Origin of the sequence: Xanthobacter sp. YC-JY1, assembly GCF_021730305.1 — a bacterium.
In the GTDB taxonomy this organism is placed as follows: domain Bacteria; phylum Pseudomonadota; class Alphaproteobacteria; order Rhizobiales; family Xanthobacteraceae; genus Xanthobacter; species Xanthobacter flavus.
Map to the genome: position 1 here is coordinate 3,784,754 of NZ_CP032674.1, position 18,910 is coordinate 3,803,663.

General features: G+C 63.7%; 13 protein-coding genes, 1 tRNA gene and 1 pseudogene. 5 read left to right on the forward strand and 10 right to left on the reverse strand.

The window, feature by feature from the left end; translation table 11 throughout:
* Positions 1–270 precede the first annotated feature (270 nt).
* The 4 genes from D7006_RS17780 to D7006_RS17795 form a co-directional block, all read right to left on the reverse strand.
* Complete coding sequence (locus tag D7006_RS17780) at positions 271–1,308, reverse strand: toprim domain-containing protein (protein ID WP_237353994.1); 1,038 nt, start codon at positions 1,306–1,308, stop codon at positions 271–273.
* A gap of 90 nt (positions 1,309–1,398) precedes the next feature.
* On the reverse strand, positions 1,399–3,462 hold the full coding sequence (locus D7006_RS17785; RefSeq protein WP_237353995.1) for a ParB/RepB/Spo0J family partition protein: 2,064 nt from the start codon (positions 3,460–3,462) through the stop codon (positions 1,399–1,401).
* A 174-nt stretch (positions 3,463–3,636) separates the two neighbouring features.
* A complete protein-coding gene (locus D7006_RS17790) occupies positions 3,637–4,833 on the reverse strand; it encodes a DUF932 domain-containing protein (protein ID WP_237353996.1) in 1,197 nt (398 codons plus the stop codon).
* Between the two features lie 430 nt (positions 4,834–5,263).
* Positions 5,264–5,827 carry a TetR/AcrR family transcriptional regulator gene (locus D7006_RS17795; protein WP_237353997.1) on the reverse strand — a complete coding sequence of 188 codons (564 nt, stop codon included), beginning with the start codon at positions 5,825–5,827 and terminating at the stop codon, positions 5,264–5,266.
* 109 nt (positions 5,828–5,936) lie between these two features.
* Between D7006_RS17795 and D7006_RS17800 the strand changes: the two genes are divergently transcribed.
* The 3 genes from D7006_RS17800 (at position 5,937) to D7006_RS17810 (ending at position 8,748) form a co-directional block, all read left to right on the forward strand.
* Complete coding sequence (locus D7006_RS17800; protein WP_237353998.1) at positions 5,937–6,725, forward strand: SDR family oxidoreductase; 789 nt, start codon at positions 5,937–5,939, stop codon at positions 6,723–6,725.
* Between the two features lie 92 nt (positions 6,726–6,817).
* Complete coding sequence (locus D7006_RS17805; RefSeq protein ID WP_237353999.1) at positions 6,818–7,819, forward strand: NADP-dependent oxidoreductase; 1,002 nt, start codon at positions 6,818–6,820, stop codon at positions 7,817–7,819.
* 113 nt (positions 7,820–7,932) lie between these two features.
* Positions 7,933–8,748 carry an oxidoreductase gene (locus D7006_RS17810; RefSeq protein ID WP_237354000.1) on the forward strand — a complete coding sequence of 272 codons (816 nt, stop codon included), beginning with the start codon at positions 7,933–7,935 and terminating at the stop codon, positions 8,746–8,748.
* Between the two features lie 519 nt (positions 8,749–9,267).
* Here the strand turns inward: D7006_RS17810 and D7006_RS17815 are convergent.
* Positions 9,268–9,519, reverse strand: coding sequence for an ester cyclase (locus D7006_RS17815; protein ID WP_237354001.1), 252 nt, complete (start codon positions 9,517–9,519; stop codon positions 9,268–9,270).
* A 27-nt stretch (positions 9,520–9,546) separates the two neighbouring features.
* The gene (locus D7006_RS17820) at positions 9,547–10,506 is read right to left on the reverse strand and encodes an amidohydrolase family protein (RefSeq protein ID WP_237354002.1); all 960 of its coding nucleotides are present in this window, start codon (positions 10,504–10,506) and stop codon (positions 9,547–9,549) included.
* 350 nt (positions 10,507–10,856) lie between these two features.
* On the opposite strand from D7006_RS17820, the gene D7006_RS17825 reads away from it, so the two are divergent.
* Entirely contained in the window at positions 10,857–12,578 is a 1,722-nt protein-coding gene (locus D7006_RS17825) for a sulfatase-like hydrolase/transferase (protein WP_237354003.1), read from the forward strand.
* Between the two features lie 35 nt (positions 12,579–12,613).
* On the opposite strand, the pseudogene D7006_RS17830 reads toward D7006_RS17825, so the two are convergent.
* The 4 genes and pseudogenes from D7006_RS17830 to D7006_RS17845 all read right to left on the reverse strand — a co-directional run.
* A pseudogene (locus D7006_RS17830) lies at positions 12,614–13,057 on the reverse strand (UbiX family flavin prenyltransferase); the annotation flags it as partial.
* A 250-nt stretch (positions 13,058–13,307) separates the two neighbouring features.
* On the reverse strand, positions 13,308–15,326 hold the full coding sequence (locus tag D7006_RS17835; protein WP_237354004.1) for an ATP-binding protein: 2,019 nt from the start codon (positions 15,324–15,326) through the stop codon (positions 13,308–13,310).
* A gap of 787 nt (positions 15,327–16,113) precedes the next feature.
* A tRNA-Arg gene (locus D7006_RS17840) sits at positions 16,114–16,190 on the reverse strand.
* Positions 16,191–16,543: 353 nt separating this feature from the next.
* Positions 16,544–17,218, reverse strand: coding sequence for a GntR family transcriptional regulator (locus D7006_RS17845; RefSeq protein ID WP_237354005.1), 675 nt, complete (start codon positions 17,216–17,218; stop codon positions 16,544–16,546).
* Positions 17,219–17,522: 304 nt separating this feature from the next.
* Between D7006_RS17845 and D7006_RS17850 the strand changes: the two genes are divergently transcribed.
* The gene (locus D7006_RS17850; RefSeq protein WP_237354006.1) at positions 17,523–18,893 is read left to right on the forward strand and encodes a malonyl-CoA decarboxylase; all 1,371 of its coding nucleotides are present in this window, start codon (positions 17,523–17,525) and stop codon (positions 18,891–18,893) included.
* The last annotated feature ends 17 nt before the right edge of the window (positions 18,894–18,910 follow it).

Consider the following 18,910-nt stretch of genomic DNA (forward strand, 5'->3'; position numbering starts at 1 on the left):
CCTTCATGGCGACGAAGCCGGCGGGCGGGTCGGACCTGCACCCCGCGGGAAGCGCGGGGCCGGAGCGTGAGCGGAGGATGGCGGAGGCCGACGATTTTGCTTCGCGATGGAACGGCGCGCAGCGGCGCCGGAAAATCGTTGGCCGCAGCCATTGTTGGGTCGGCACGTTTGCTGGCCGATCGCCCTCTGGAAGGCCTGGCTGCGGGTCCTCTGTCGACGGTGAGCCTCAGAGCATGCCGTTAGCGCATCCCCGCTCCCTGCTCCTTCAAGTCACGGGCTCAGCATCATGAAGCGGCTGACATCCTCGGGGACAAGCTGGCATCGCAGTTCGGCCCGCAACGCATCGAAACCAAAGGCGCGCATATCCTCGTTGAAGTCTCCGAGAGTTGGGGAGAGGACGATGACCTCGATCCCGGCGGATGCCGCCCGCGAAACGAGACTGTCCCGTGCTCGATCTCCGGCCGGATCATTGTCGCGGACGATGTAGAGCCGTCGCAGCCCTGGTGGAAATGCGATGGCGGCGAGGTGTGCTGCCGAGAGCGCGGCCGCCATCGGGATGTTCGGAACTACGCAGCGCAGGGAGAGGATCGTCTCGATGCCCTCGCCGGCGGCCATGGCCTCGCTTGGGGTGCCGAAGCGGACAGCATGGCCGAGCAAGTGTCCCATGGCACGCCGGGGCGTGGCGATGGCTGCCTTGTCGGCGCCGTCCGGGGTGAGCCAGGTGCGATGCACGCCCGTGATGCGACCGCGGAAATCCGTGACGGCAGCGACCATGGCCGGCAACGGCTGGATGGGACCGTGCGCATCCGGGCGATAGAAGCAGCGCGGGTGAAAGCGCAGGCTTCCGGTTTCGTGCAAAGCCGTGATGCCGCGGTTCCGCAGATACGTCTCCACGATTGTGCCCGGAATCGGCTTGGCGGCTGCAAAGAGCCGTTGTGCCGAGATGACCGGATTGGCGGACGTGGGCGCTGCTCTCCGGTCCACCCCTTCTGGCTCTCGCCGCGATTGCGGCAGACGGAGGAAGGTCTCAGCTTCGGCGACGACATCGGCGAAGATGGACAAGCCCCGGCTCTCGCGGATCACGTCGAGAAGGTCGCCGTGCTCTCCCGTGGCCGCATCGGTCCATTTTCCGGCCAGGCCATGCGCGCTATCCGACAGCCGCACGAACATGGAGCGGCCGGGCGTGTTGCGAACATCGCCCACCTGCCAATAGTGCCCCTGCCGCCGGCCTGCGGAGAGATAATGGCGGCAGACCGCCTCTGCCTGCCGCCCCAGCCGCCGGGCGAGGTCATGCGCAGCATCCGCCATGAGGACGCTCCAAGAAAAAGGCCCGCCGACCGGACCTCGCGACAGGGAGATCGCGGAGCCTCGGGCGACGGGCCAGGTTGCCCAGGAGGACTATTCGGCGGCGATCGGGGGACAGGCCGCCTCGGGCTCCTCAGTCTCGGCGAGCTCGTCCTCTTCGCCCATGGCCGTTGCGCCGTCCTTCTCCGCCGTCTTCTCGCCGGTGGTGTCGGACGGCTGGGTCCGCAGCGGCTCCGGGAGCCACCCGCCTTCGGCAAGGAGGGTCTCAGCCTCCCGCGCCATGTCGCCCTTCTTGAGGTGGGCGATCCGCTCCGCCGCACGTTCCCCCTTCGCCTCGGTCACCGCCTGCAGAATGCGGGCCTTGGTCACCCGGCCGAGGAAGGTGTCGACGGTGGGCTTCCACCCGGCCGCCGCCATGTCGAGTGACACCGCCTGCGCCAGCCTATCGGCATGGGCGAAGGCGCGTGGACGGCGGTTCCAAGCCTCATGCACAGCATTGACCGAGAGGCTCACCACATGGGCGAACAGGGCGGCCTGGCTGTCGCGGTCCCATCCACTCAGGGTGTCCCAGAGCGCAACCGGCTCCTTGGGCAGCCCCTTAGCCCAGCTTTCGTGCCGGACACGGATCGCCTCGGCCGAAACGCTGTCGTTGAGGCCCGGCGCCTGGGCGTTGAAGGACACGCTCTTGAGATCGAGCTCGAGGCAGCTATCCGAGCCATAGGCGTAGAAGGCCTTCAGCGTGAGGGCGTGGACCGCCGCGAGGAAGGCCACATCGGGCTGTTCGCCCAGCGCATGGCGCAGGCCGAGGGTGCGATGGGTGGTCAGCTCCGTGAGCAGCCGGTCGGAGATCGGGGCGAGGTCGCCTTCCTCCTCGGGCTCAGCAGGGGCATCGGGTGTGGCCGCCTCCTGGAGAGAAGTCGATGCCACATGGTTTGCATCATCGGTCTCGGTGGAAGTGGCATGCTCCTCTTCGACCGGCACCTCGTCCTCCGGGCGGACATAGCCCCGCTCCACCCGGAGCTTGCCGTCCTGCGCGATGCTGACGAAGGCGCCGGCGCGGCCGACCTCCGCCGGATCGAACGCGAGAGGACGCGTATCAAAGGCTTCCAGCACCGCCTCGAGCTCACCGAGCCGCGCATCGACCTCCTCGGGAAGCTCGTCGGCATCGGCATGTTCTTCGGAGAGGCGATCATATGCGGCCTGGGCCGTCGCCCGAGCTGCCTCCTCTTCCTCGGTCAGGGGCGTCGGCTCACCCCGCAGCTGGCGCAGGCCGTAGGTGTGGCCATAGGCGAAGTCCGGCGCCACTTCGATCCACTTCCAGCCTTCGCTCCGAATCCCGTTGGCCTCGGCGGCGAGCTTCTCCGCCACCATGCGATCGACGAGGGTGACATCCTGCAGCCAGCCGCCGTCGTCCCCCTGGAACAGGTCGCGCAGCACCGTGCCGCCAGCCGTCTCATAGGCCTCGATGCCGATGAACCGGGCCCGCTTGTCGGATGCCCGCACCGCCCCCTCGGTCAGCATGCGCCGGATGACATAGGGCTGCTTGTCGTAAGCCTGGGCGAGACGCTCCAGCACCTGCTCCTGCCGCTCATGGTCGCCGGAGACGGTGAAGGCCATGAGCTGGTCAAGGGTGAGGCCATCCTCGGCATAGACGTCGAGGAGCTTCGCAGAGAGCGATGCGAGCTTCAGCCGCTGCTTCACCACCATCACCGAGACGAAGAAGGCAGCCGCGATCTCCTCCTCGGACTGGCCCTTCTCCCGCAAGGCCAGGAACGCCCTGAACTGGTCGAGCGGGTGCAGCGGTGCGCGCTGGACATTCTCGGCAAGCGAATCCTCCTCGGCGATGCCGCCCTCGCGCACGATGCAGGGCACCGGCGCGGTCCTGGCGAGGCGCTTGCGCTTCACCAGAAGTTCCAGCGCCCGGTAGCGCCGTCCGCCGGCCGGGATCTCGTACATGCCGGTCTCGACGCCATCCGCATCGATCACGGCTCGGACATTGAGGCCCTGGAGCAGGCCCCGCCGGGCGATATCCTCGGCGAGTTCCTCGATGGACACGCCCGCCTTCACCCGGCGGACGTTGGACTGGCTGAGCACCAGCTTGTTGAAGGGAATGTCGCGGGACGACGAAAGGGTGATCTTCTGAACGGCCGTGGCCATGGGATGCTTCTCCGCGACGGGCGGCCGGAGAACCTCTCTCTCAACCTCCAACCCGTCACGAAGCACGGCGCCGTCCTCTTCCTCTGAGGACGGCGCCGCAGAACCGACGATCCGGAAAGCCGGCACCACATGAAGCCGGAGACACGGCAATCCGCATCTCCGGCTTTGCGGATCTCAGGCAGCGCGATCAAGGAGCTTCTTTGCCCGGGCCTCCAGATCGAGGCGCGCATCCTGGTGCGGCTTGTCCCGCGCCACCGCTGTGATGCCCTGCACGAAGTCGAAGATGCTCTCGGGCTTGCGGCCTTCCTCGGCGAGCACGGTGTCGATCACCTTCTGCGTCTCGGCCTTGGAGAAGCCCTTGCGGCGCAAAAACTCGGTGCGGTCTTCGTCGGTGCGCGCCACGATGCGCTCGCGGGCCGCCCTGATTCCGTTGACGAAGGGCATGGGGGAGGAATTGGCGAACCGCTCCAGGGCCGGCGCGGCCTGATGGGCAAAACGGGAGGCGGCATACTTGGAGTGGCGGATGGTGATCTCCTCAAAATCCTCCACGCCCCATAGGTTGCGGTTCTGGCAGACCGCCCGCAGATAGAAGCTGGCGATGCCCAGCGTCTTCGCCCCCACCTCCGAGTTCCAGCAATAGAAGCCCCGGAAGAACAAGTCGGGCGAGCCATCCGGCAGCCGGCCGGCCTCGATGGGGTTGAGGTCGTCCACCAGGAACAGGAAGACGTCCCGGTCCGAGGCATAGAGCGTGGTGGTGTCCTTGGTGATGTCGATGCGGGGATTGTAGATGCCGGTCGACCAATCGAGCACGCCGGGCACCTTCCAGCGGGTATCGCCCGTGCCGTTGCCGGCAATGCGGCGCACGGCGTCCACCAGCTCATGGTCATAGATGCGGCCGTAGTCGGGGCCGGTGACGGCCCGGAGCTCGACGCGTCCGTCTTCGATCTCGAGCGTCTTGACCTGCTCGGCACGATGGGATGTGAGTCCGTATTGCAGATTGATGCCGGCCAATGGTGCCGGGAGCTGGCGCAGATAGGCGGCAGGCGCGCCGATGAGGCTCGCAAGCTGGCCGAAGCTCCAATGGGTCGGGACAACTGGAGCATCTGCCCCGGGGAACGCGAGCGTCAGCCGGTCCGGCGCCTCGCGGCTGGCGTCGACGCGGATGGCGGCGCTCTCCACGGTGCGCGTCCGGCTCCGGTCGGACCGCCCGCGCACCGCACCGTAGAGCTCCGACAGCGACAAATAGCGCTCGTCCGCCGGCCGGGAGAACCACTCGGAGGACACACGGCCGATCCGCTCGCCGCGGCTCGCATCCACCTTGTAACCGCGCGCCGCATCGCGGTGTCCTTCGAGAACCTGAACCTCGATCATGGGACCAAACTCCACGACGGGTGCCGGGAGCCTCTCTCCCGATCCTCAACCCGTCACGGAAATCCGGACCAACCTCTCACTCTCGGCGGTCCAGGTGGAGCGCCGACCGAATCTACAAGAGCGGTTCACGCGGATGGATGAAATTTGGTTGCATTGACGCGAGTGACGGTCACGCCGCCATTCCCTCTGGAGTGCGCCATAGGCTGAAGTTCGCTGCGGCTGCAACGGACGGCCGGTTCGGGGCCGGTGGCAGACTGGCCGCTATTGGGGACTTCAAACGAGCAGCGGACATATCGCCCCGATGAATTGCCAAAGGGTGGAGCTGACCAAAAGGTACCTTCGAAACCTCCGCTTCGAAGTCCATGTCAAATTGTTGGGTGGTCTACTGCTAGCCGAGGATGCGATCCAACACCGTTCGCAAGCCTCGGAATTACAAGACTGACCCGTCCGTGATCCCCGCTTCGATCCAGGCGCGCGTCTGCTCCAGGATCTCGTCCGAAAGAGCGGGGTCATCAATGGCGCGGGCGAGGATGACGGCGCCCACCATAGCCGCCCAGCTTCCAATCGCGGTGCGGCGCCGGTCTGCCGGATGCGCCTGCGGGAGCGCTGTCTCGATACGGGCGATCTGCGAGCGAAGCCCTTCCGTCATCGCCGCGCGTGCCGCTGGGGTCTGGTGGCGTATGGCGGCGGCAAGGCCCGCCGTGGGGCAACCCGCGGCCGGATTGTCACGATGGCGTGGCGACAGATAGGTGCTCAGATAATGGCTGAAATCGCCATTTCCGCCAGAGTCCGCCGCGAGGGCATGGGCCAATGTCTGCGCGACCAGATCATCCTTTGAACTGAAATGCCCATAAAAGCCGCCATGGGTGAGCCCGGCGGCCTTCATCACCTCGGCCACGCTGACCGCGTCGAACCCCCGGTCGCGAAACAGCGAGCTGGCGGCTTCGAGGATGCGGCGGCGGTTCTCCGCCATCTGCTCGCGGCTGACCTTCATTTCAGATTCCTCCGCCCCCGTCATTGACAGTTACATGATGGTCATCATATTTATGATCAAACATGATGACCATCATGTATATGACTACGAATTGAAGAGAGAGCAACCCATGGCGGCGCACCCCTCCGTTCTCGTCACCGGCGCCTCGACCGGCATCGGCGCGGCTTATGCCGCGCGGTTCGCCCGCCGTGGGCATGATCTGGTGCTGGTTGCCCGCAACACGGCGCGCATGAAGGCGCTGGCGGCTCGCCTGCGTGAAGCGACCGGCGTGGCGATCGAGATCGTCACGGCCGATCTGACCCAGCCCGCCGACCTCGCGGCCGTCGAAGCCCGCCTGCGCGAAGACGTGCGTATCGGCATCCTCATCAACAATGCCGGAACGGCCATTGGCGGCAGCTTCATCGAGCAGGGCACCGAGGACGTCGCGCGTCTGCTCGCCCTCAACACCACCGCCGTCCTGCGGCTGGCCAGTGCCATCGCGCCGCGTCTGGCACAGGCCGGCGAGGGTGCGATCGTCAATATCGGCTCGGTGGTCGGGATCGCGCCGGAATTCGGCATGACCGTCTATGGGGCGACGAAGGCCTTCGTGCTGTTCCTGTCGCAGGGGCTCAGCCTCGAGCTCGGCCCGAAGGGCGTCTATGTTCAGGCCGTGCTCCCCGCCGCCACGCGTACCGAGATCTGGGGTCACGTCGGCGCGGACGTCGACGCCATGGCCGGGGTGATGGACGTCAATGAGCTGGTCGACGCGGCCATGATCGGGTTCGACCGCCGCGAGGCCGTCACGATCCCGCCGCTGCCCGATGTGGAGCAGTGGAACGCCTTCCAGGTCGCGCGTCAGGCCATGCTGCCGAACACCCGCCAGGAACACGCCGCCGCGCGCTACCGGACGGCCGACTGAGCCTTTGCCCGCCACGGTCGGGCGCGCCGGCACCAGTCCCGTCCTTCCGACCGGCGGCGGGCAATCCGCAGGAAACCAGAGAGCACACCATCATGAAGGCCTTCATCCTCGACAAGTACAAGAAGAGCGGCATCCTGCGCTTTGGCGAAAGGCCGGAGCCCTCATTGGGTGATGAGGATGTCCTGGTCGAGATCCACGCCGCCGGGCTCAACCCTCTGGATTCCAAGATCCGGGATGGCGCCTTCAAGCCCCTTCTTCCGTATCGCCCGCCTTTCGTGCTGGGACACGACATGGCGGGACGGGTCGCGCGGGTTGGCGCGGAGGTCCGCCGCTTCAAGGCGGGGGACGAGGTCTATGCCCGTCCGCGCGATGGCCGGGTCGGAACCTTCGCGGAGCGGATTTCCATCCATGAGGATGATCTCGCGCTGAAGCCGAAGAACCTGACCATGGAGGAGGCGGCGTCCATCCCCCTGGTCGGGCTGACGGCCTGGCAGGCCCTGGTCGACCGCGCCGATTTGCGCAAGGGACAGAAGATCCTCATCCACGCGGGCTCGGGCGGCGTTGGGACATTCGCCATTCAACTGGCCAAGCATCTCGGCGCGACGGTCGCGACGACAACCAGCACCGCAAATGTCGATCTGGTCCGAAGCCTCGGCGCCGATGTCGTGATCGACTACAAGACGCAAAACTTCGAGAAAGTCCTGACGGGCTACGATGTCGTCCTGAACAGCCTGGACGGCGACACGCTCATGAAGTCCCTGAGCGTGCTGAAGCCCGGCGGGAAGCTGATTTCGATCTCCGGCCCACCGGACGCCGATTTCGCGCGGCAGCAGGGGCTGAACTGGATGCTGAGTCAGTTCATGCGCCTTCTGAGCTTCGGCATCCGCAGCAGGGCCAAAGCCCGTGGTGTCCGCTACTCCTTCCTGTTCATGCGGGCGGATGGCGGGCAACTGGGCCAGATCACGGCGCTGATCGAGGCCGGGATCATCCGCCCGATCATGGACCGGATCTTCCCGTTCGAAGCGACCAACGAAGCCTTGGCCTATCTCGACACCGGACGGTCCAAAGGCAAGGTTGTCCTTAGGCTGAAGTGACGGCGGCATCGCCTCACCCTGACGCATGGCCGGCCCTACGACGCCGGCCGGCGGCGACTAGTTGGGCCGCGATGGCGGACCCGTTCCCTCGTCCGCAAACCGGATCAGCAGCTATGTCCTCACTCTCTCCGAAAACCGCTCTTGTGACGGGGGCGTCGTCCGGCATCGGCCGGGCGAGCGCCGAAGCCCTGGCGCGGGCCGGCTTCACCGTCTTCGGCACCAGCCGCAAACCGGGCGGAACCGCCCCGAGCGAGGTCACGATGCTGGCCTGCGATGTGACGGATGACGAATCCGTGGCCGCCCTGGTGTCGGAGGTGCTTGCGCGCACCGGGCGCATTGATGTTCTCGTCAATAATGCCGGCGTCGGAATGTTCGGAGGCGCCGAGGAATCCTCGGCCGCGCAGGTTCAGCGCCTTTACGACGTCAATCTGTTCGGCGTTGTCCGGGTCATCAACGCGGTGCTGCCGTCAATGCGGGCGCGCGGGCAGGGCCGCATCATCAATCTCAGCAGCGCACTCGGGTTTATCCCCGCGCCGTATTCGGCCCATTATGCCGGAAGCAAGTTCGCTGTTGAGGGCTATTCCGAGTCGCTCGATCACGAGGTCCGCGCCTTCAATGTCCGCGTCTCCCTGATCGAGCCCGGAACGGTGACCGGCAATTTCGACCAGAGCGCGCTGGAGCCCGACGCCAAGAAGGCGGAGTATGATGGCGGCCGCGCCTGGGTGCATGACTTCCTCAGGAAGTCGTTGCCGAAGGCGGTCACGCCCGAAGAAGTGGCAGAGGCGGTGCGTCGGGCGGCCACGGCTTCGCGCCACAGCCTGCGTTACCCGGTCGGCAAGGTCGCGAAGCAGGTCAGCCTGCTGCGTCGCCTCATGCCCGCGCGGCTGTTCGACAAGGCGCTGCGCCAGCAATTCGGCCTGCCAAGTTGAGGACGCTGCAGCCTCGCTCTTGCTTCGTGCTGATCATACTGCGGACGACCAAGACCGGGCGCGAAGTCAGAATGCACGGGCGTATGTGGCAAGGCCGGCTGAAACGGCTGTGACGTTCCATCTTGGCAGGGGGCTCTGTTATTTGGCCCACTGTCCGTTTGTGGACGACCCGCCGACTTTAGCTTCTGGCGAAAGGGTGGCTGCGAACCATTTCTCGCGGATGTCCGCCTTTGGACTGCGACCGTTCCCAGCTCAATGTCCACAATGGGGACTTTGCTAACAGGCCGCTCCGGGGCCGTATCCAGACGGTCAGCTCTTTGGCGCCGAAGATCGAACAGCTTCCGGCGAAAATGGGCTGATCTCGACTGCGGCTTACCACCCATCGCGGCCGCTCACGCCCCACCAGGGTCATGGCAGCTTCTCGTCCTGAGCAGCCGGTCGACTTAGCTCGGGATGGCTTGGCGTGGCATGATGTGTCGCGAGGGGCCCAATGCCGCAGAGAAACTCACTCAGCCGCTTTCAGGCCCCAAGCTGAGCTTCAATCGCTGCTTTGTCCACGACCGACCACACTTGGACGATGCGGCTCCGATCGAAACGATAGAAGACATTCTCGGAAAAGATTACGCGGCGACCGTTGATCGGAAGGTCCAAGAACGGCCTCGTCGGCCTGCAGTCAAACTTCAAATGGCTGCCGATCTGCGGCGGCTGAACGACCACCAAGTCCGTTTCAAAACGCGGATCGGATATGTCTTGGACGTTTCGTTCGAGCATGCCCCGGTACCTGGTTTGAAGCGCTCCTCATGCCTTGATGCGCATGATGTCGATCGCATTGCCGCGAGCGACCTTCGCGCGGGTCGTCTCGTCAAGCGGCGCGGCATCGAGGAAGCGGCCCGCCGTCGCGGAATTCTCGTACGGATAGTCGATGGAGAACAGCACCTTGTCGGCCCCGAGCGCGGAGAGCGCCGCGACCAGCGGGACGTCGTCGAACTGGCCGGACGTGGTCACGAACATGTTCCGCTTCAGATAGAACGACGGCACCTCCTTGAGGGGGCGCTTGCCGACGATGAGTGCGGCGCGGCTGTCAAAGCGCCACAGATGGTAGGGCAAGGTCTCGCCCATGTGGCCGATGATGATCTTCAGCCCGGGAAAACGGTCGAACACGCCGGAGAAGAGCAGGCGCAGGAAATGCGAGGAGGTCTCGAAGTTCCACTCCCAGGTCGGCTTCACGAGCTCCGGGGCGCCTTCGAGCACGTAGGGCAGCACGAAGGAATCCGTCGGGTGCAGATAGAGCGGCGTGTCGAGAGCCTGCATGCGCTCCCAGAACGGATCGTATTTGGGATCGTCGAGATAGACGCCGTTCGTGTGGCCGTTGACCATTGAGCCGACAAAGCCGAGATCGCGCACACAGCGCTCCAGCTCGGCGGTTGCCGCCGGCACATCCTGCATGGGCAAATGGGCAAAGCCCCGATACCGGGCCGGCTGCTTGACGACCTCGGCCGCCAGCCGGTCATTGGCGTCGCGGGCGAGCTTCACGGCCACGGCGGGGTCGGGCTCGGCCTGCACGCCCGGCCCGGATATGGACAACACGGCGATATCCACGCCGGCCTCATCCATGGCGGCAAGCCGGCGTTCGCCGAAATCGAGCATGAGCTGGGTCAGGTGCTCCGCGCCTTCCGCCGATACGCGCGGCATCGCAGCCCGCATGTGCGGCTCCAACCCGGGCGTGATGAAGTGCTCCTCAAGGGCGATCTTTTTCACGGGGGCTCCGGGGCTGGCGGCTGCGGGCGCAAGCGAGAACGCCGCAATCTACAGCGGCGAACTCTGGATGAGAAGGGAGCGTCCCGTGCAGAAAAGCCCGCAACGATTCCGCCGAGCTTAAGCTTTTCCTTTACTTGCGGACAGCGGGTGAATGCCCGCGCCCTTCAATTTCCCACAAAAATTTCGCTCGAGCTGACGACGTTCACACAATCGTTTCTCCCATGGAACGATATATTGAGGCCTGATCATTCCTCGACGCATGGTGGGAGGACCGGAAAATGGGCGAGAAGAAGCCTGAAGGGACCATTGTGCCATCCCGAAGAGAGATTTTCACCTCCGGCGCCGCCTTGGTGGCTGCCAGCCTTCTGCCGAAGGAGACACAGGCCGGGGGCCTGCCGTCCCGGGCGCCGTCTCCGATCAAGGCGCCCGATGCACCGCCCGGCGGCTACAACATCCTGTTCATCCTGGTGGACCAGGAGCACTTCTTCGACGCATGGCCGTTTCCGGTGCCGGGCCGCGAATGGATCAAGGCCAACGGCATCACCTTCACCAACCACCAGGCTGCGTCCTGCGTGTGTTCGCCGGCGCGCTCGACGCTCTATACCGGGCTCCACATTCCCCATACCGGCGTCTTCGACAACGCCAATGCCCTGTGGCAGCCGGACATGTCGACGGATGTGAAGACGGTGGGCCACCGCCTCGCCCAGCTCGGCTATCACGCCGCCTATCAGGGCAAGTGGCACCTTTCGATCAATCTCGACCAGGTGAACGAGGCCATCGACGCACCGTTCGCGAAATATCGCGAGATCATCGAAAGCTACGGCTTCGACGACTTCTTCGGCGTCGGCGACATCAACGACCGCACGCTGGGCGGCTATAATTACGACGACACCACCACGGCCTTCGCCACCCGCTGGCTGCGCACCCGCGGCCAGGAGCTGAAGGCGGCAGGGAAGCCCTGGTATCTGGCGGTGAACTTCGTCAATCCCCATGACGTGATGTTCATCAATTCCGACCTGCCGGGCCAGACGGTCCAAGGCAAGCAGACTTCCATGCCTATCGCTCGCGCGCCGGAAAACGACCTTTACAAGGCCACATGGGACGTGCCCTTGCCGTCCACGCGCACCCAGGCCTTCGACGCTCCCGGCCGCCCCAAGGCGCAGCAGATCTATCAGGAGGTCATCGATTTCCTGGTCGGCCAGTGGCCAGACGAGGACCGCCGCTGGCGGGTGCTGCAGAACTACTATTTCAACTGTATTCGCGACTGTGACCTACAGGTCTTCCGCATGCTGGAGGCGATCAAGGCCAACGGCATGTCGGATGACACCATCATCGTCTTCACCGCCGATCACGGCGAGCTGGGCGGCCATCATCAGATGCGCGGCAAGGGCAATTGCACCTACCGCCAGCAAAATCACCTGCCCCTGATGATCGTTCACCCCGCCTATCCCGGCGGGCTCACCTGCAATGCGGTGACCTCGCAGATCGACCTCGCCCCCACCATCCTCGCGCTCACCGGCGCGGCGCCCGACAAGCTAAAGCAAGCGGGCGAAGGATTGCCGGGCCATGATTTCTCGTCCCTGCTCACCACGTCGGGCGCCGCCAAGCCGGATACGCTGCGGCCGGGATCGCTGTTCTGCTACAACATGTTGAGCTATCAGGACGCTCGCTGGGCGGCCCATTTCGACGTGAAATCGGACACGTCGGTCCCGCTCGCCCAACGCATCGCCGCGATGGAAAAGCAACCACCGGACTTCCAGCTGCGCTGCTCCATTCGCAGCGTGTTCGATGGCCGCTACCGCTTCTCCCGCTACTTCTCCCCGCAGGGCTTCAACACGCCCACGACCTGGGAGGAACTGACAGGGAAGAACGATCTGGAAGTCTACGACCTGCAGAGCGATCCCGACGAGGTGAACAACCTCGCCATGAAGGGGCGGGCATCGAGCGACCTCATCATGGAGCTGAATGCCAAGCTGAACGGTCTCATCGCCGCCGAGGTCGGCGTGGACGATGGCAGCTTCCTGCCGTTTAAGGACGGCAAATGGGCGTTCCCCCCCGCGAGCGAACGGTAAGCGACGTTTTGCTCATCGGGGCCCTGAGCGCCTCTTCATTCGCCAACCGAGACCTTGTCCGAGATCGCCGTTCCGCCCTCCTCCCCCCAGCGGGGAAAGGAGGTGAGGTCCAGGTCGAAGAGGTCAAGCACACGGCCAATCGTATGAGTGACCATGTCGTCGAGGGATTGAGGCCGAGAATAGAACGCGGGGACGGGCGGCGCGATGATGCCGCCCATCTCCGTGATCGTTAACATGCTCCTCAGATGTCCCGCGTGAAGCGGTGTTTCCCTGACCATCAGCACAAGCCGGCGGCGCTCCTTCAAGCAGACGTCCGCCGCTCGGCTGATAAGTCCCGCGGTTACGCCATGGGCGATTTCGCTCATGCTCCGAATCGAGCAGGGCGCGACGATCATGCCCATGGTTCTGAAGGAGCCACTGGAGATCGGCGCGCCGATGTCACCCGGCGCATATACGACGTCGGCAAGGCTCCGCAGGTCGTCTGCGGTCAGAGCCCGTTATATCGGCGCCCCTTTGTGCTTGCCCTCGACGACCGTGTATTCTGCATAGTTATCATTCCAATAGCGGCGTACAAGCTTGAGGCAAAATTCCTGAAACGACCTTTCTACTTTTAGACGTATGTGTTGCATATCCGATGCAGTGACCATGTGTGAACAGAAATATCCTTAATAGCGAGTATTTGATCGGCTCGTAAGCGTCCTGAGACCTGAGCATTTGTTGAAATCATGGTTAAGCTGGTGCGTTCATATCCTCAGCATCCGCCTGCGCATCCACGTCGGCCGGGGGCGGACTCCTTGGGTCGATCTTCAAAATCGATGCCTTTAGTTGCGCTATTCGAGCTTCGATTTCGTCCGTCGTGACTTCGACCTGGAGCTTTTCAGCGATGAAGTGAAGCCGAGCCTCGCATTCACGGACGATCTGTCCCCAGGTTTTCACCCAAACCATATGCGACGGGTGCTCCATTAGTAAGCCAACGGGCCGATCCTTCTGCGTCACGCGGCTTTTGACGGTTTCGTCGTAATCTCCAGTGATTAGATAGAAATGCCACATATTTGAAGTATCTTTATATTCCGGTAATTCCTGGATAGCATTGACATAATCCTCAAGTTGATCCAGCTCTTTTCGTGTAATCGTTAAGGATGGGCGCTTGAGTTCTATTAATAGAAACTCGCGATGCAGAGCGTGGGGATGTGGAACGATACGGCCGAGAAATGAATCTACACGTCCCGTCGAGCCGTCCAATTTTGAAACCCGCCCTTTCCGTCGCTTCGCGCCGAGCTCCTCGGAGACGCGATCCATGACGCGGGTAAGTCCGGCTTCGGCGAGGGTGATGTGGAAATTTTCACCGAAAATCCAGGTATTTGCCTGGATCAGAACGTCCAACTCACCCCGTTCCTTGACCGTCCGACGATGGATAGGATTGAAAACGACGCCCTTTAGAACCTCAAGCGCGACGATCCGATCGGCGATGAGTGTCGATGCAGAGATTATATTGCCGAGGTTTGTCTTTTGAAGAAGGCTCGAAAACTCATCTTGCCGGCTGCGTGGTAGATTGAATACATGGTGTAGGATGATATGGATGGCTTCGGGATTATGTCGCAAGGCTTCTCGCAGCAACCCCAATGTCATCTTCTTCAGTGGATTTTCAGCTTTTTTGAAATCGCGGGAATACGACGCCACAGCATGAATCGCGATATCTAGAACTTGTCGCTCTCGCTTTTCGACCTCATCCTTCGGATCTCCCTCGTATGGGTAAACGCCATCATCCTTCAGTTGCTGGATAAGTTCCCCAGATTTCTCGGCCAGCCGGGCTCTGAAGTGGTCCGTAAGTTCGGTGCGAATGTGCTCGACGACGGCAGCGAAATCGGGATCGCTCAGGCCATCTATCTCCAGGAGGTTGGCGTCCGCAATTTCTTGGAAGAACGGGGTGTAAGCGTAAGCAGAAAACTCGAACCCAGGTGCTGTCACATTGGCCGGCAACGATCCTAGGACAACGCCGCTTTCTCCCCCGAAGTGGATTTTGCGCCCTCCAGTGCTTTGCTTCCATTCGATAATTTTGATCGTGAGATCTTTGACTATTCGTGTCGGACAGATCACGGAATGCGCGGGGAGTTCGCGCGCGTTCACAATAGACGACGCAGGTTCGATCCTTCGTCCGTCGAAAATGATCGCGACGTCGGGATATTGCAATACATAGGGCGCAAAAATCGCGGTGAACTCGAGCCGCGCCTCATCCGTACTCAACCAGTCGTATTTCTCCTTTAGGGGCCGAAGGACGACCACGGTTCCCGTGTTCCTATCGTGCTCACCCAACTCAGCCTCTTGCACGTCGGCCTTACCCAGGGCGTTCGCGGAGATGTCGATTGTGAGCTTTCGAAGCTCGCCGTCGGCCTCATAAATACTTGCCCATCGCGCTTTGTCGGCGAGCGAATAGAATCTCAAGCGACCCTGGCCTTCCTTGCCGTGGATCGCCCTGTTGAGGTCCGTTCGAGATCGGCTGCGTTTCCAGGATGCGCCCCAGTTCTCGAAATCGGTATTGGCGCGTTCGCCAGTGATACCCTTACCGTTGTCTCGCACTGCGATGCCGTCGAGGCCATCAAGAGCGTTGCGGTCAAGCTCCACGGCTATCTCGGTTGCGTCCGCATCAAGGGCGTTCCAGACGAACTCGGCCAATGCCTTAATTGGGTCTCGGGTCGTTGCAGCCTTTTGAAGAGCGTCTTGCTGTGCCTTTAGCTGCAGAACCGTCATACGATTGCCCCATGGTCTTAGCGCATAAGTTTGGCATGACGCTCGGGCTTGGCGCTAGGGTGACCTCTGCAACAAGGTGTGGGTTCAGCTGAAGCCCTATCGCGCTCACTAAACACAAGGTCGAAGGTTCAAGGCCCTCCGCCTTCGTCCGTTTTCAGGCGTTCCACCAATTTCAGCTATTGGCGCAAGGGTGCCTACGCGCCGCATTTCACTAATGTCCGCTTTTGGGCCGCGGCCGTTTCCAGATGAATGACCGAGATGGGGCGCACAGCGGACGTTCGCCACCGCCTCACTGAGGTGCCGCTATGGGTCATCTTTTGCCTCTGCAGTGAGGTCAGCCCCGGGCTTCCCGTTCATTCGGGGCTTAGCAAATCCGGAAACACAGTTCCCGACGGAAGCGTGGTAGGGGCCCCCAGTTCTTGGTGCTCCCGTCTTCAGGACAGTCATATAGCGCCTGCTTCCCACAAGGAGGGAGAGGTGGTCGCGAGTTGAAGGGACAGAAGCTCGATGTGACGGGAGGCGGGAGCGGACCAGGTGCTTGAGATTGACGATCTGTGAGCGGCGGGGAGGCATCGGGCGTCTGCCGACTTCCGTGCTCTTCAGGGGCCGCCGTGGAAGCAGGCTCGGCGAGCCGAGCGTCTCATAGACCGTCGAATTTTGGAGAAAACGAGATTCAGATCCAGGCGGGAGCCGCGCCCCGATCTTGCCAAGGCGGTCAATGAGCGTCCAGCGACAGGATGGAAAAACGCGACTTCCGCGCAAATACCAAAGCAACTTCTGATTGCAATGGCGCACCCGACACGATTCGAACGTGTGGCCTCCGCCTTCGGAGGGCGGCGCTCTATCCAGCTGAGCTACGGGTGCCTGCTGCTTACGCAGTGCTTACTCGGATTTCCTGCGAAAGTTAAGCTCCACGAGCCAACCCTCACAAGCCATTGAATTCAAAAACTCTTTTCCTCGCACTTTTCGCATCGGCCGGCTTGACACGTGCCTTCGGAGGGCAACGCTCTATCCAGCTGAGCTACGGGTGCGTGGCGCAGGAGCGGGTTTCTTTTATCGGAAGGCTTGCGGCGCGGCAACAGGGGATGGGGCGGTGTCCACGGCGCAGTGCGGATGACCAGCGGAGCCTTGCCGGAGCGCGATTGGCCCTGTTGCGGCGCCGGAGTGAGGCGGGGGCAGGAGCGCCTCACGCCGGACAGAGGACATCCCCAGAGCCATCAGCCGGCGTCCTCCAGCGCCTCCGATTCGGCATGGAGTGCTGCAAGCAGCGTCATGAAGCGCTCGCCCTGCACCAGCACGTGGGCCCGCAGGCGCTCGGCGGCGAGCGGGCCGTCGCCAGCGAACAGGGCGTCGACGATGCCCTGGTGCTCGGCGAAGGACGCCTCCACGCGGCGCGGCACTTTCAGCTGCAGGCGGCGATAGGGCTGGAGCCCCCGCTGCAATCTCAGTGCTTCCCCTGCCAGAACCCGGTTGCCGGTGGCGGCATAGATGGCGGCGTGGAAACGGGCATTGGCGGGATAATAGGCCTCCTCGTCGCCCGCGGCGGCGGCGATGCGGCAGGTCTCGTGCGCGTCCGAGATCGCCTCGCGGTCGGAGGGGCCCATGCGCTGCACGGCAAGCCGGCCGCAGGAGGCCTCGATCTCGGCCATCAGCTCGAAGGATTCGATGAGTTCGCGCGGGCCGAGCAGCACCACGAAGGCGCCGCGGCGGGGGCGGATTTCCACCAGACCGGACGACGAGAGCTGGATCAGCGCCTCGCGGATGGGCGTGCGTGAAACGCCGAACCGCTCGGCGAGGCCCACCTCGTCGAGCCGCTGCCCGGGCTTCAGCCGGCCGGCGACGATGTCGTCCTCCAGCGCCTCCCTGAGCCTCGGCGTCTGCTCTCCCCGCACGACGGCGCTCCTTGCGAACTCCCCGTCATCAGAAAGCCGAGTCCGGCCATTCAATGCAAGAGAGAAAATCTTGCATACATGAATATTGACAAAAAATGCAGTTGGATTTCTATTGCCGACAGACGCCGCGGGGATCCTGGAAGATGCCACATCTTGATACCGGAGCGCCACTTTTGCCCCAGACCCAAAGCGGGATCACCCGAAAGAGAACGCTCCGGCGGGCGGCCTTGGGCTTGCCTTCGCGGACCGAGCGCCGTCCCATGACGGTGGGGATGTCCGGTAGCGGGGCTGGTGGAGTGCGGCGATGAATTCGAACGCGTCCTTCTTCGGCGATCTTCTCACCACCATCGCGGATCGCGGCCGCGCCCTGCTCGACCGCAACACCCGCACGTCCGGCGCCACCAAGGCGGCGACGCTGGTGGAACGCTGCGAACAGCTTCTCTCCGGTCGCGGCGAAGCCTCGGGCGTGGCCCTCGCCACCGACATCCTCGACCGCTACGCCCGCATGAAGACCGGCGAGCGCATCGCCTTCTTCGAGGCGCTGGCCGAGACCTTCGGGCCGGACCGCGCCCGTCTCGATGCGGCGATCGCCAGCTATGGCCGCACCGGATCGGATGCGGCGACGGCCGAACTGCACCTTGCCAGCGAGCCGCGCCGGCAGGAGCTGTTCCGCCGCTTCAACATGGCCGCAGGCGCCACCCTCTCCCTGGTCCGGATGCGCGAGCACCTGATGGACGCCATGGTCCACCGGCGCGACCTTGCCGCCGTGGATCGCGATTTCGGCCACCTGTTCTCGTCCTGGTTCAACCGGGGGTTCCTCGTGCTGCGACGCATCGACTGGTCGACGCCCGCCAATGTGCTGGAGAAGATCATCCGCTATGAGGCGGTGCATGCCATCCGCGACTGGAACGACCTGCGCGCCCGCGTCGACAGCCCGGACCGGCGTTGCTACGCCTTCTTCCATCCGGCGCTGGTGGACGAGCCGCTGATCTTCGTGGAGGTCGCGCTCACCAAGGACATTCCCGGCGCCATCGCCCCGGTGCTGGACCAGTCGCGCGAGTTGCTGGAGCCGGAGAAGGCCACCACGGCCGTCTTCTATTCCATCTCCAACTGCCAGCGCGGGCTTGGCGGCGTCTCCTTCGGCAATTTCCTCATCAAGCAGGTGGTGGAGGAGATTTCCCGCGAGATCCCCTCGCTCACCACCTTCGTTACCCTCTCCCCCGTCCCCGGCTTCCGCGCCTGGCTCGACGGCGAGCGCAAGGCCGAGACGCCGGCCGCCCTCACCGCCGCCGACAAGGAGACGCTCAAGGCGCTGGATACGCCGGACTGGGCCGAAAAGGCGGAAGTGCGCGAGGCGCTGACGCCGGTGCTGAACGCCGCCGCGGCCTATTATTTCCTCGTCGCCCGCACTTCCAAGGGCAAGCCGGTGGACCCGGTGGCCCGCTTCCACCTCGGCAACGGCGCGCGGCTGGAGAAGATCAATCCCATGGGCGACCTCTCGCCCAAGGGCATCGCCCAGGCGGCGGGGCTCATGGTGAATTACCGCTATGTCCTCAACGACATCGAGAAGAACCACGAGGCCTTCGCCGGCAAGGGCGAGGTTGTCGCGAGCGCGGCGGTGAAGAAGCTGCTGCGGGCGGATGCGGGCGCCCGCGCCCTCGTTCCGGCTTCCTGAACTTGCCCGTGTCCTGA